The 14702-nt window shown below is 49.5% G+C and carries 9 protein-coding genes; all 9 read left to right on the top strand.

Features of this window, described 5'->3' with window-relative positions; genetic code table 11:
* Positions 1–31 precede the first annotated feature (31 nt).
* A complete protein-coding gene (locus tag DW091_RS19495) occupies positions 32–2086 on the top strand; it encodes an FIVAR domain-containing protein (RefSeq protein ID WP_147365313.1) in 2055 nt (684 codons plus the stop codon).
* Positions 2087–2172: 86 nt separating this feature from the next.
* A complete protein-coding gene (locus DW091_RS19490) occupies positions 2173–6198 on the top strand; it encodes an Ig-like domain-containing protein (protein ID WP_147365312.1) in 4026 nt (1341 codons plus the stop codon).
* Complete coding sequence (locus DW091_RS19485) at positions 6195–7136, top strand: ECF transporter S component (protein WP_118519061.1); 942 nt, start codon at positions 6195–6197, stop codon at positions 7134–7136. Before DW091_RS19490 ends, DW091_RS19485 begins: the two co-directional genes overlap by 4 nt.
* A gap of 31 nt (positions 7137–7167) precedes the next feature.
* Positions 7168–8253, top strand: a complete 1086-nt coding sequence (locus DW091_RS19480; protein ID WP_118519079.1) for a DUF4430 domain-containing protein — start codon at positions 7168–7170, stop codon at positions 8251–8253.
* Between the two features lie 346 nt (positions 8254–8599).
* A complete protein-coding gene (locus DW091_RS19475; protein WP_118519060.1) occupies positions 8600–9538 on the top strand; it encodes an energy-coupling factor transporter transmembrane component T in 939 nt (312 codons plus the stop codon).
* Positions 9539–9588: 50 nt separating this feature from the next.
* Positions 9589–11634, top strand: a complete 2046-nt coding sequence (locus DW091_RS19470; RefSeq protein WP_207665252.1) for a leucine-rich repeat domain-containing protein — start codon at positions 9589–9591, stop codon at positions 11632–11634.
* 23 nt (positions 11635–11657) lie between these two features.
* Positions 11658–13364: an ABC transporter ATP-binding protein gene (locus tag DW091_RS19465; protein WP_118519058.1), complete on the top strand. Its 1707-nt coding sequence runs from the start codon at positions 11658–11660 to the stop codon at positions 13362–13364.
* Positions 13331–14200: an ECF transporter S component gene (locus tag DW091_RS19460; protein ID WP_118519057.1), complete on the top strand. Its 870-nt coding sequence runs from the start codon at positions 13331–13333 to the stop codon at positions 14198–14200. Before DW091_RS19465 ends, DW091_RS19460 begins: the two co-directional genes overlap by 34 nt.
* Before the next feature lie 19 nt (positions 14201–14219).
* The gene (locus DW091_RS19455; protein ID WP_118519056.1) at positions 14220–14699 is read left to right on the top strand and encodes a leucine-rich repeat domain-containing protein; all 480 of its coding nucleotides are present in this window, start codon (positions 14220–14222) and stop codon (positions 14697–14699) included.
* Positions 14700–14702 lie beyond the last annotated feature (3 nt).

Below are 14702 nucleotides of genomic sequence, written 5' to 3'. Positions count from 1 at the left end.
GAACACCCCAAAAAGAGAAGTTTCCTTAAATATGCAAGGCGAAAACAACGAACAGAAAATCGAACAAGGGAAGGAATTTACACTGACCTTAAATTGTGCAGAACCATTTGGTGTTATGAATGCCCAGGTGGTTTACGATAGCAGTAAGGTTGAGTGCATATCATGCGAAACGCCTATAAAGACAGGCAGTAATATGGTTAATGATAACAAAAATATTTCTGCTGTCATGGTTAATATAAGTCAATTGGATTCTGATATTGTGGCACCTGATACGATTATCATGTCTATGGTGTTTAAAGCAAAAGAGGATATCACTGGAAACGCGAGCTTTGAAGCTAAAGTCACAGCTATGTATTTACTGGATGGCAATCTTGATGGAACTAAAGTAACACCAACCGTTACGAACAATGTAGGAGAGATCATGATCACAGCTCCGCCGACAGACATCAGCGAGCTGACCAGCAAAATCGCCGAAGCCGAAACCATTGACGGCAGCCTGTACACAGCGGCAAGTTATCAAAACCTGGAAGCAGCCATTGCTGCGGCAAAGGAAATAACAACTGAAAACACAAAAGAAGAAGTTGCCGCGCAGGTCAAGGCTCTGGACGACGCAATGAAACAGCTGGTTAAAGCGGTTGATAAAACGGCCTTGAAAGCGGTAGTCGCTGAAGCGAAGAACTACGATGAAGCCCTGTACACGCCGGACAGCTACGCGGCTCTGACCGAAGCGGTCGCCAGCGCCCAGAGTGTATTGGACGCGGATCTCGCAGATAACACGGAAAACCAGAAAACAGTGGCGGATGCTGCGCAAGCAGTTAAAGACGCCATTGCGGGGCTGAGTGCCAAGGGTGACCAGGAAGCGCTGGCTGCCAGCATTCAGGCAGCGGAAGCAGCACTTGCCAGAGAAGATGTCACCTACATGGCAGACACTAAGACAAGTGTTGAAAATGCTTTGAGCGCGGCAAGAGCCCTGGTTGGCAAGGAAAACGCAACCGATGCAGAGGTTTCCGCAGCCGTTAAAAATCTGAATGACGCGGTTGCCAAGCTGGTGATTGCAGCAGACAAGGACACCTTTAACGCTGCGGTTGCACAGGTGCGCGAATCCTTCAAGGAAGAAACCTACACCAGCAGCAGCTGGAAAGCTGTAGCGGAAGCCCTTAGTAATGCCGACGCCATGGCAGACCGTCTGGCAAAAGGCCAGGTACCGGCCGCAGAAGCGGAAAAGGTATTGACCGACCTGCAGAATGCGACAAAGGGATTAGTGCCAAAGGCAGCAAAAACCGAAGACTTAACCAAAGCAATCGAAGCAGCTAAGAAATTAGATGAAAGTCATTACACCGCTGACAGTTATGCCGTTGTGAAGGAAGCTTTATCCGCAGCCGAAAAGGTTGCCGGAAACCTGAATGACAGTACTCAGGAACAGGTGGATACCGCGGCAGCAAATCTTAATGCAGCCGCTTCTAAGCTGGTGACCGTGGCCACCGATGAAAAGACCGGTGTTGTGGTCAATGGACTTCAGCCTGGTGAAGGCATCAAGGTTGACGACAAGTCAAAGGATAAGGAAGCCGTGGCCGGTGTTGATGAAGCCATCAAGAATGCCAGTGAATTTGCAAACGCGAAGGAAACAGAAATTCTTTTCCTGGCCGACATTACACCAGAAGTGACAGAAAATGCGGACGGCAGCTTTACCGTTACCATCCCGCTTAAGGCGGCTCAGCTTAAATACGACGCCTACTATGTAGGCCACAAAGGTGCAGACGGGAGCTTTACCTGGCAGGCTGTAACCCCAGATGCTGATGGAAAGATTACCTTTACCACCAAGAGCTTTTCTGAGTTCACCGTTGTGGGAATGAACAGACAGGATGAAAGCCCGAGCACAGACGGCAATCAAGCGTCAAACGCCGGGACTACGGGCAGTGACAGCAATAAGAACAATGCCTCCGGCGGAACCATTAATCCAGTAACAGGTTTACCTTATACTGAGGATGAGATCAGCAATGGCGCGCTGCAGGCAGTGGCAATGCTGGCGCTTATCGGACTCTGCGGAGTAGTTTTTTATCGCAGACAAAGAAAAACAGAGCATTAATTTAAAATAAAAGGGTATCAGCCCCTGCCTCCTTTTAAAGGGGGCAGTAACAGGTATCTTTGAAATAAAAAAGAGGAGAAACGACAGTGAAAGGATTAAGGAGAAAAGTTAGAGGCTTAATGTGTGTTTTGATAGCGGCAATGGCGCTGCTGCTGGGATCGGCCCGGGCAGAGGCCTCCGGCGCGCAGACTGGAACCATCACTTTTAGTGTTGAGCGGTTTACCATTGGTCAGGGTTATTTTGTCGAGCCGGTTCAAATACCGATTTATGCGGGGGATACCTCCAAGGATGTTCTTGACCGGATGCTGGAACCCACCGGTGGCTATACGCAGAAGGAAGGATCAGAAAGCTTTTATGTTACTGCCCTGAGAAATGCGGATTCGGGTACACTCGATATTCCTTATTACATTACCGATATGAGCGGCTATAAGATTACCAATGACAATAATGACGGTAATGCGAAATATCCGGATCTGGGTGAGTTTTCCTACACAGAGCATTCGGGATGGATGTACTCGGTCAACGGTGTTTTTCCCAATTATGGAATGGACAGTTACATTCTTAAAGACGGCGATGTGATGCGTGTCCAGTTTACCATGTGGGGAACCGGTGCGGATGTCGGTGACCCTTACAATGCCGGGCAGTATGGTCTTGACATACCCAACCGGGACAGCTTGACAAAGGCCATCGCGGCGTTTAACGGAAGGGCGGATAAAGAAGAATTGCTCGAAGTTTCTTTCATAGCAGACGCCTACAGCCACGCCATGGAGACCCTTGAAACCATTGATCCGGGCATTACAGATCAGAATGACCTTGATCAGGCACAGGCATATTTGGAATCCGCCATAGCATCGAAAAATTTGCAGGCGATCACGCTTGACCGTGACAAGTTAAGCCTCAGCTACGGCGGCGAGGATCAATTGAGCGTCGGTTATACTCCCGAAGACTGCCGGGTGGATGAGGGTGTAAAATGGACCAGCAGTGACCGGGATTGTGTCTATGTTGAACAGGATGGGCGGATTTACGGCGACAGTATCGGCACCGCTATAATCACCGCAACCCTGGGCAATTTCACCGCCAGCTGTGAGGTGACCGTGAGCGAGGAAAGCGCCGAAAAGCCTCTGCAGGGTATCAGTCTGAACCAGACTGAAGTAAGCCTGCGCAAGGGAAAGACAACCGCGCTCAAGGTCAGCTATAATCCGGCAGATACCACGGATGACAAAACCGTCACCTGGAGCTCGGATAATGAAAAAACGGCAACGGTGGACGCCAATGGCCGCATTACAGCGGTGGCAAAAGGTGAAGCGGTGATCACAGCGCAGGTGGGCAGCTTTACCGCATCCTGCCGGGTAACCGTCACCGAGGACGACCCGGTAGACCCGCCGGACATTACGGATGATGATATTGCCGCGGCCAGAGAAGTGGTTCGGCTGGCAGCGATTTTAAACACCAATCCCAGCCCGACTCTGGACGAGGTAAAGGTGGTCGAGGATGCTTACCATAACCTGACAAGCGTACAGCAGTCTGTTTTAACGCCGGAGCAGGACGCCAATATTCAGCTTGCCATTAACGGCGGCTACAGCAAGGTGCTGGCTGTGACGGCTGACGCCTGCGAGTCTGCGGTTGAGGCGGTTCAGACGGCAATCGACAGCGGCGGAAAGCCTGACGATCAGAGTCTTTTTGATCTGGTACAGGCCGAAAAAGCGCTGAACGCTGTTGGACAGTATGAGGACTTTTTAACCCAGGATCAGGAAATCTATGATCAGGCTGAAAAGAAAATGAAAAAGGTGACAGACACTTTAAAAGATGTCAACGCATCGGATAACGGCGTCATGGTCAAGGGGCGTTCCCTGACACTGCCGTGGACAGTAAAGGTGGAAGCGCAGAAGGCGGAAGTCACCTCTGAGCAGCAGACAGCCCTCGAAAACGACGCCCAGTATCTGGACCCGGCCATTGAAAGCCAGTATGAAATTAAGCTGAAGGATTTTGGCGCTGCGGAAAGCGCGGATGCCATACCAGAATACGACACTCAGGGTAAGACTTTTAAGATCGCAATCCCCTCAGAGAATTATACCCCCCCGACCCTCGGCGAACATGAACAGCTGACTCTTTTGCATAACGGCGAGCGTATCGGCTTTGAGGATGAAAAGGGCAATGCCCTGATCACCTACGACGCCCAGAATAAAAACTTCAGCTTTTCAACGGGCAGCTTTTCCACCTTTACGGTGGTGTCGGACCATCGCATCGCCATTGAGCGCTTTACGCTGACCGATACGGAGAAAACACTTTTACTGGATATTGCAAATCCCAGCTTTGAGCTGAGTGTGCTGAGCTTTACACCATACAACACCACGGATAAAAGCCGGCTGACCTATACCTCCTCGGACCCGTCAGTGGCCAGTGTGGATGATAAGGGCATTGTCACCGGGCACATAAAAGGCACGGCGGTCATTACCGCTGAGGTCTGCGGGATTAAAAACCAGTGTACGGTGACAGTAAAGATGAACCGGTATGTGGATTTTGAGAGCTACTGGCCCACCTTTAGGAAGAACAACAGCAACATGGCCATTGTGGACGCCAGCCTGCCAAACGCGGGAAACAACCTCACAGAAAAATGGATCAACAGCGATATCAATGTGGGGGGCAAGCAGATGACTGCCGGTACGCCGCTGGTGGTGGACAACTATGTTTTTGTTTCCACCCAGAACAATAAGCTCTACAAGCTGGATAAAAATACCGGGGCCATTGTCAAGGAAGCCAAGCTGGCCATGAAAGTAGGCTTTTTCTCCTACGCCACCTACGGTGACGGTATGATCTTTGTGCCGGAGGAAGACGGAACCATTGAGGCCTTTAACGCGGATACCCTGGATTCGCTCTGGCGGACCGAGAGCTTTGGCGGGCAGAGCAACTGCCAGGTAACCTATGCGGATGGCTTTATCTACTCGGGTACCTGGAGCGGTTCGACCAATAAAGGGAAGTTTTTTTGCGTGGATACCACGAGCAATGGCGATATTTACCAGACCAACGGTATCCGGCGTGCAAAATGGGTCTCCGATGATGACAGCGGCTATTACTGGAGCGGCGCGACCGTTGTTGGCAACGCGGTGATCTTCGGCGGGGACTCTGGCGTACTTCAGTCCAGGAATAAGTCCACGGGCGCGCTCATCGACCGGTATGCTACCGGCGGCGTTATCCGCTCAAGCATTGCCTATGACGCGGGGACTAACGCCCTTTATTTTACAGCGGGCGGCGGTGTCACTTCCAACGGGATTACCGGCGGCGGGAAATGCTACAAAATCGGTGTGACCAGCGACGGGCATTACACAGGGGCTAAAATTGCGGATCTGCCGGCGGCCTCGACCACATCGCCGGTGGTTTATAATGGCCGTGTGTACGTGACTACCCAAAAGGTAAACGGCTCTGGTCATGAGGAGGATTATAACAAGTCTACGGTCATTGACCAGAGTAATACGGAGAATGGAAAGCTGGCTGTTCTGGACGCGGATTCTCTCAGAACGATCTATCAGACAGATATCGGCGGTCCGTCAAAGGCCTCGCCGCTGCTAACCACTGCCTATACGGCAGACGGGCAGCAGACGGTTTACCTTTATATCACGGTCAACAACCACGACGGTGCCATTGTCCGCGTGAAGGACTGGGCGGGAAATACCACGCCGCAGGCAGAGGTCATTTACCGTGCCGATGGCGATGAGCAGGAATATACCACCAGCAGCCTCAACTGTGATGCGGATGGTACAATTTACTACCGGAACGACCGGGGACATCTGATGGCTCTGACCGGCACCTCTGAGGGTGTACGGGAAGCGGCGGCTGTAGAGGGCCGTTTAGGTGTGCAGAAGGGCAATAAGGAGGGCAGCGACGGCATGACAGCCAGAGCTTCCGGAAAAACGGCAGGTCAGGCTGAGGACGAGTTTAAGCCCTGGGATTTTGACGGCGCCATGCTGCCATACAGCAAAAGTGTGTCGAAAACGCCGTCGGGTACGGAACAGCTAAAAAAAGCGGCGGTTGTGCTAAGCTGTACGGCTGTGGCGATGGCGGTGCTGTATATTACGGGATGCGGGCTCTGGCCCAAGCTGGTTAAAAAGCCATGATGGATCGAGCAGCGGAAAATATCCGCACACATACGGCAAAAAGAAAACGGACGCTGGTTTCAGCGCTGATCATTTTCCTGCTGATCCCTCTGACCATCTGGTTCGGCATTCGCTTTCTGGATGACCGGAAATACCTGTTTATCAGCCTGCTGATTATTTTCTACACGGCCATCCCGTTTGTCATGCGGTTTGAGGGACGCCGGCCCGACGCGCGGGAGATTGTTGTGATCGCTGTGATGGCAGCTATTACGGCCTGCGGAAATCTGGCGTGCTTTATGCTGGGGCCATTCCAGGCCGGGACGGCCCTGGTGATTATTGCCGGCATCTGCCTGGGGCCTGAAGAGGGATTTCTGACTGGCGCTATGGCCAGGCTGGTCGTCAACATGTTTGCCAGCCAGGGGCCCTGGACGCCCTGGCAGATGTTCTGCTGGGGGCTTCTGGGATTTCTCGGCGGGCTCTGCTTTAACAAGGATCAGGAATTTTCGAAAAAGGAAGTCAATTTTAAGGTGGTTATGGGGCCGCTGATCTGTATTGTGGTATCGCTGGCCCTGGGCTTTGGTATCTGGATACTTACCGGCGCCCAGGGACCTTTTGTGGGCTGGTGGCTTTACGGCTTTGGCGCCCTTGGCCTGCTGGCCGGTGTGCTGCTCCAGCGCAGGCGTCTGCCGGTTGACCGGCTGACCCTGGCGGTTTTTGGCTTTCTGGCCACCTTTATCATCTATGGCGGCATCATGAACATTGCAGCCCTGGTTATGTCCTCGGGCATTTCGGGCTCTGGAATGGGCTTTGACTGGGGCTCCATGAAACTGCTCTATATTTCCGGCGCACCCTACGACGCGGTGCATGGGCTGGGAACAGCCTTCTTTGGGGCGTTGCTGGGCCCAGTGATGATTGAGAAGCTGGAGCGGGTTAAGATTAAATTTGGTCTGTATTATTAAAAGGCTGGAACAGATAAGAAAGGGATACAAAATGAAAAGAGGTTTTAAGAAAAAAGGGATTTTACTGTTGGCGCTTCTCATGCTGACCGTACTGACACTGGCCGGGTGCAAAGACCCGATCAGCGGGTTGACCGAGGGAAGTTCGGATGAGGAAGTGGTTCAGCTGGCGGATACAAATCCGCTGCCGGAAAATGGTGTTGTGACAGCGGCACAGTTCCGTTCCATTGAAGGACAGGATAAAGTGGTGACCTTTAACGGCAGCAACATGTATGGCTACCAGTATACCTGGAGCTTTAACGGCAAGGATATCCATAATCCTGAGGATCAGAACCTGAAGGTAGACTTTACAACGGAGGGTGACACACTCAATAATGTTAAGGCCGCGGCCGGAGATGCCGCCTACGGTCTGGGCATCACGTTGACGGGCAATAAAGGGCTCATTACAGTGCCGCAGCTCACTGTTACGCTGCCGGAAAAATGGGACGCGGATTCGGCTGTTCTGTGTAAGCTGAACAACGGCCAGCCTGCCAAGATGAGCAACGTGACCTTTGACAATACTTCTGAAACCACGAAGATGACCATGAATATTGTGGAAACCGGCGGCGATTACTATATCGTGGCTGGAAAGACCATTGCTCCGGTACCGACAGCGGCAGCAGGAGGCAGTGATGAAACAACACCAGGCAGCAGCGGCAGCACCGGCTCTGGTGGCAACAGCTGTACTATTTCCATCAGCTGTTCGACCATTCTCAACAACATGGGCAACCTGACCAAAGGCAAGGAAAGCTTTGTGCCTTCGGATGGCTGGATTTTAAAACCGACGACGGTTCAGTTCAGCGAAGGTGAAAGTGTCCACGATGTGCTGAAACGGGTGTGCCGTGACAACGGTATTCATATGGAATCCAGCTTTACACCGGCTTACAATTCGGCCTATGTGGAAGGCATCAACCAGCTCTATGAGTTTGACTGCGGTGAGGTTTCCGGCTGGATGTACAACGTGAATGGCTGGTTCCCGAACTATGGGTGCAGCCAGTATACTGTGGAAAACGGCGATGTGATCAACTGGGTTTATACCTGTGACCTCGGACGTGATGTCGGCGACAACAGTATGTGGTAAAAAAAATTAAAGGGTGATGGAGCGCCTGGATATGCGCTCCGTCACCGGCTTTTAGCTGAGTGCTTTTTTAAAGGTTTATGGAATAAGCCTTTAAAAAGGCGCTTAGGGGAGCTTTCGCATACAACTTACTCTTTTAAGCGTCTTGTCATCCCTATCTTTTCTATTGTTGGGTGAAGCGGTGAAATCGTACGGGCAGCATTCGGGCAGATGCCTGCACCGCTTCATTCAAAAATCAGTGTTCTGTACTGTTACACAAATAAGAACAAAGGGTGTGATGACAGGCGGCGGGAGCAAACCATCTCTGCTTCCGCCAAATATTGTATTATAAAATCGAGGAGAAATTTATATGGAAGATTCTTTTTCAGGCTATCATCCGGTTATTAATTTTGGCTATTTTACCGTGGTGCTTGTTTTTAGCATGTTTATACTTCATCCGGTATTTTTGGCGGTCTCTTTGTTTTCCGCTTTTATCTATTCGGCTATTTTAAAGGGCTGGCTTAAAGCGCTGAAGGCTGCATTAATTTATTTGCCGATCATTATCATTGTAATGCTCATTAACCCGATGTTTAACCATTATGGGGTTACAATTTTGTTTTATCTCAATAACGGCAATCCGGTGACAATGGAGTCCATCATCTATGGGATTATGATGGGGGTAACCCTGATTACGGTTTTTATCTGGTTTTCCTGCTACAGTAAAGTGATGACCTCGGATAAATTTATCTTTTTGTTTGGAAGGCTCATTCCTGCGCTTTCTCTGGTCCTGTCAATGGTGCTGCGTTTTGTCCCCAAATTTATCGCGGAGATCAAGGTGATCAGCAATGGACAGAAATGTATTGGGCGCGATCTGAGCAACGGCAATATTTTTCAGCGGGCCCGGCATGGAGTGACTATTCTGTCGATTATGATTACCTGGGCGCTTGAAAATGCGATTGAAACTGCAGACAGTATGAAGGCGCGGGGATATGGGCTCAAGGGCAGGACTGCCTTTTCCATTTACCGCTTTGACCGTCGGGATATGGTGGCGTCTGTCATTATGCTGGCAGTCCTGGCCTGCGTAACTGCAGGTGTTTCCCAGGGGTTTGCCTTTGCACAGTATAATCCCCAGATTAAGCTGTCTGGGCTGCAGCCGCTGACGCTGGGCAGTTTTTTGACCTATCTGCTTTATTTTGTCTTTTGTATGATGCCGGTTATCATTGACGGCGCCGCTGAACTCAAGTGGCGGTGGCTTAAGAGGAGTATTCCTGAAGCGCCGGAGCGATGTGAAGGAGTTGAGACGCTTTGATCCAGAGGACAGTGGAAATTGGATTTGGACGGAGCTCGCCAAAAGCCGTTTTGCGAAGAAGTTATGTCCTGAACAACTGTTTAAGCGGTGAGGTTGTTATCCCCAATGGTTTTACGGACATTGAGGTATCTGCTTTTAAGGATATGAAAAATATTACCAAAATCGTTCTGCCAAAGACACTTTTGCACATTGATGAGCGTGCTTTCTGTGGTTGTGAGTCCCTTTTGGAGGTCGTGCTCCCTGACGGGATTGAGTCTATTGGCGATGAGGCCTTTGGCAGCTGTAAGGCGTTGGAAAGCGTTCGGCTGCCCTCAAGTCTTACGGTGGTATCAAAGGAGCTGTTTAAAAACTGCATTATGCTTAAGCGCGTGACTGGCCTTAAACATGTGAAACGTATCGAAGACGGTGCTTTCTGGAACTGCCGTTCTCTGGAAACCATTGAGCTTGGTGAAAAAATAAAAACCATTGGGGTTTACGCTTTTTACCGCTGTGAAAGCCTTGAGCGGCTGCTTTTTAAAGGGCCGTTGGCGTGCCTTGAGAGCCACTGTTTTGACGGTGCTGGGCTCAAAGAGCTGTTTTTACCAGAAGGGCTTGAGCAGATATGGGATGGCGCTTTTCTGCATTGCGAACAGCTGCGCCGGCTGGTGCTGCCGAGATCGCTTTTAAAAATTGGCAGTTATGTTTTTGCAGGCTGTATTCATTTAACTAAAATAATATTTCAAGGCGGGATCCCGGTATTTGGGCAGGCCGTCTTCCCTTCAAACGCACGGGTTGTTTGTCGATGGAATCAGGATTCCCGGCTCCGGATGGAAGCCGGAGGTTTTATATTATGCCGAAAACAGGATGGTTTTGCACTTTATCTTTACCGGAATCCAGAGGCGGCGGTTTTTGAATTTGAGGGTTATTCAAAGGACGCTTTCCTGTTGATTTTTGGTATCAGAGAAATACCGCCGAGAGCCTACTGCGGGCGTGAAAAGCTTAAAAAGGTTCTTATCGGAGAGGGTGTGGAATATATTGGACAGAAAGCCTTTGCGGATTGTAAGAGGCTGGAGGAAGTTGTTTTTCCCAAAAGCTTGAAAACTGTGAGAGAGGGCGCTTTTCAGGGGTGTCCGGTGGAGGCCTTAACCATTCCGGAGAATGCAGTATGTATTGAGCGTTTTAGCTTTCGGGATACAAAACGTCTGAAACGCGTTGACTTTCTTGGAAAGGCAGCGTTGAACAATCAGGTTTTTGCCGGCAGCAAAATAAGAAGCATTTATCTGCACCGGGGAATGGTGCTGAAACCTTTTTTGATGCAGACCGTTACGCTGTTTTGTCCGCCAGAGGATAAGGCGATGATCGCTTTTTTCAAAAGCATTGGTTATTCGGAGGAGACGGTTGAGGGATGGACGGCATTAAGGGTTGTTCACCACCGCCAGATTGACAGAGCACCTGTACCTGATGTGCTGATGGAAGAATCAGCGGTGCACATTGGAAAGCGGATCGAAAATTTTCAATATGCGAATCAAGAGCAGCTTCGCAGAATCATCATTTCGGAGGGTACTGAGAAAATCGGTGAGGGCGCGTTCTTTAATTGTGACGCGCTGGAAGAAATTGTGCTTCCGAAAAGCTTGAGGTATTTAGGCCACAGCTGTTTTGCGAATTGCCGGAGACTTGAGAAAATAAGTCTTCCGGAAGGGATTACAGTACTTCCGGCCAGGGCTTTTCGGGATTGCCGGCGTTTAAAAAAAGTTCAGCTGCCTGAGTCTATCCGGATCATTGACCAGGGGTGTTTTCAGAATTGTGAGCGGTTGGAAAGAATAAACTGGCCCGCTGAACTATTGAGAATCAATGAATATGCCTTTTACGGCTGTCAGGGGCTGGCTTCGTTCAGCCTGCCGCTTGATGTCTCAATTGTTGAGAAAAATGCTTTTACAAACTGTAAAAAAATTAAATATGTGAAGACAGGCGCTAACGTTGCGTATTTTTCACCTAAGAGCTTCGCGGCACGAACGATTTTAGAATGTCCGGAAAATTCCCTCACCTTAAAAATGGCCCGTGAAGCGGGATTAAAGACCATCGTATCAACATTGTATGAAAAAATGAAGGAGGCTTAAGCAGCAAGGCTGCTTAAAATAATATGGCAGAAGTAGAAATTAGAAATTTGATGTTCACTTATCCGGAAATGGAGAATCCGGCGCTTAATGATATCAATTTGGAAATAAATGATGGGGATTTTGTTGTCTTGTGCGGCAAAAGCGGCTGCGGGAAAAGTACGCTGCTGCGGCATTTTAAGACTGTGCTTACTCCCCACGGAGCACGGACAGGTGAAATTTGTTTTAAAGGAACAGAGCTTTCGGAGGTGGATATCCGGACACAGAGCTCGGAGATTGGCTTTGTGCTCCAGAATCCGGATAATCAGATTGTAACAGATAAGGTATGGCATGAGCTGGCCTTTGGCCTTGAAAGTCTGGGTTATGATACCCCAACCATTCGCTTGAGAGTGGCAGAAATGGCTTCTTATTTTGGGATTCAGGCATGGTTCAGGCGAAACGTGAGTGAGCTGTCTGGCGGACAGAAGCAACTGTTAAACCTGGCGGCCATTATGGCGATGCACCCCTCTTTGCTGATTCTGGATGAGCCGACCTCACAGCTTGACCCCATTGCGGCTTCAGATTTTCTGGAAACTGTTAAAAAGATTAACCGGGATCTGGGCACGACCATTGTCATGACAGAACACCGTCTTGAGGATATTTTTCCTGCGGCGGACAAGGTCATTGTAATGGATCAGGGGATCGTGATTGCCCAGGGTCTGCCGAGGGAAATCGGAAAAGAGCTGCGGGGCATGGGGCATGATATGTTTTTGTCCATGCCTGCGCCCATGCAGATTTACGCCGGAATCGACAATGATTTGCCCTGCCCGCTGACAGTGCGGGAGGGAAGGCAATGGCTGTCGGAGCTTTTTGAAGGAAAAACGGTTGAGAAAAAAAGCATTCCCATTGAGGAGGATCATTTTGAAGCGGAAGAGACGGTAGTCGAGTTAAAAGATGTCTGGTTCAGGTATGATAAAAATCTTCCGGATGTTGTGCGTGATTTGTCGCTGGAAATAAAGAGGGGTCAGCTGTATGCGCTGGTAGGCGGGAACGGTACGGGAAAAACAACCACCCTGTCTTTGATCTCGGGCATTAACCGACCCTATCGCGGAAAGGTTAAGCTCGAGGGTAAGGAGGTGCGCAAGTATTCAGATAAGGAGCTTTTTCAGGGCTTTTTAGGCGTTTTACCGCAAAGTCCGCAGAGCCTTTTTGTTAAAAAGACTGTGGAGATGGATCTGTTTGAGGCCATCGGTGGTATGAATGAGCGCAGACAGGCTGGGTTTGACAGCGATATGGACAAGCGCACTGCGGTTGAGGGCATGGCGGAGCTGATGCATATCGAACATCTTATGCAGCAGCATCCATACGATTTATCAGGCGGTGAACAGCAGCGGCTGGCACTTGCAAAAATTATGCTGCTGAAACCGCGTATTCTGCTCATGGATGAGCCGACAAAGGGGCTGGATAACCATTTTAAGCGGGAACTGGCTGAAATTCTCAAGCGGCTTCAGGAGCACGGCGTGACGATTGTGATGGTTTCACACGATGTGGAGTTTTGCGCGCAATACGCAGACACCTGTGGATTGTTTTTTGAGGGCAATATTGTGACAGCGAGCACGCCGCGAGCTTTTTTTTCAGGGAACAGCTTTTATACGACCTCGGCCAACCGTCTGTCACGGCATTTATTTGAAAATGCTATTACTGTTAAGGATGTGATCACATGCTGCCAAATGAATCTTCAGACCGATTTTTAGATGATTTTTTAAATGGAAGTAAAACGCAGGAAAAAATTGACGTTAAAAAAAGAGAAAACGCGGTGCCTGTCCGAAGCAGCCGTGAGCTATGGGTGCGGCCGGATGACGGCAGCCTGGTTGAAAAACCGAGAGACCGAAAACTCTCTAAGCGTACCTGGGCAGCACTTTTGATGATCTTTGTGCTCATTCCGCTCACGATTTTTATCGGTATCCGCATTGGAGACCGGAAGTATTTTTTTATAAGCCTGATGATCATGGTTTATTCGATGGTTCCTTTTCTAATGGTGTTTGAGGGGCGAAAGCCGCAGGCCAGGGAACTGATCATTCTGGCGGTTCTGGCAGCCATTGCGGTGGCGGGGCGTGCTGCGTTTTTTATGCTGCCTCAATTTAAGCCTGTCATTGCGGTTGTCATTGTAGCAGGAGTCTGTTTTGGCGCTGAGTCTGGCTTTCTGGTTGGGGCGATATCCATGCTTGCCTCAAATTTTTTAATAGGGCAGGGGCCGTGGACACCCTGGCAGATGTTTGCAACGGGTATTATTGGCTTTTTAGCAGGGCTGTTGTTTAAAAAAGGAAGATTAACGATGAAGAAAGGGCCGCTCTGCCTTTTTGGGTTTATGTCCACCTTTTTTATTTATGGCTTTTTAATGGATACAGCCAGTGTGTTCATGTATCAGACGGATGTTACCTGGAAATCTGCACTGCCCTTATATTTTTCGGGGGCGCCCTTTAACTTGATTTATGCCTGCTCGACAGTCATTTTCCTGTTTTTCGGAGCCAGACCTTTAATTGAAAAGCTGGAGCGGATCAAGGTAAAATACGGCTTGATTAAAGACTGATAAAAGAAGGGAAAGAGAGATGAAGGTTCCATATTATCTTAACAGGGAGAGCGCTGCGGGCTTATGTGCCAATGGCGTTTTAATGGTTCCTGAAGGCGTGATTCAAATTGAGGAGGATGCCTTTGCTGGAAATGAGGATATTAAAACCGTTGTTCTCCCGGACAGCGTGACGGTCATTGAGGATGGCGCTTTTATGAAGTGCGTTCATTTGGAAAGTATATTTTTCTCGAAAAATCTTATTGATCTAGGCTTTGAGACTTTCAGAGATTGTAATGCCTTAAAGTCCATTGATTTATCGGCATGTACGCGTATTACGAGCATAAACGACCATTGCTTTGAAGGGTGTACCGCGTTGGAGTCGGTGCTGCTGCCTCCTTTTTTAAAGGAGATTCGTGATTATGCCTTTGCAGGATGTACAGAGCTTCGGACTATCCCGCTGAGACCGGAGATCGAGGTGGAGAAAACCGGATTTGAAAACACTGGAATCAATAGTCAGTAAGAT

Source organism: Eubacterium sp. AM05-23 (genome assembly GCF_003477535.1).
Classification (GTDB): Bacteria; Bacillota; Clostridia; order Eubacteriales; family Eubacteriaceae; genus Eubacterium; species Eubacterium maltosivorans.
Note: the sequence above shows the minus strand (reverse complement) of the source record. Positions and strands in the feature narration are given on the sequence as shown.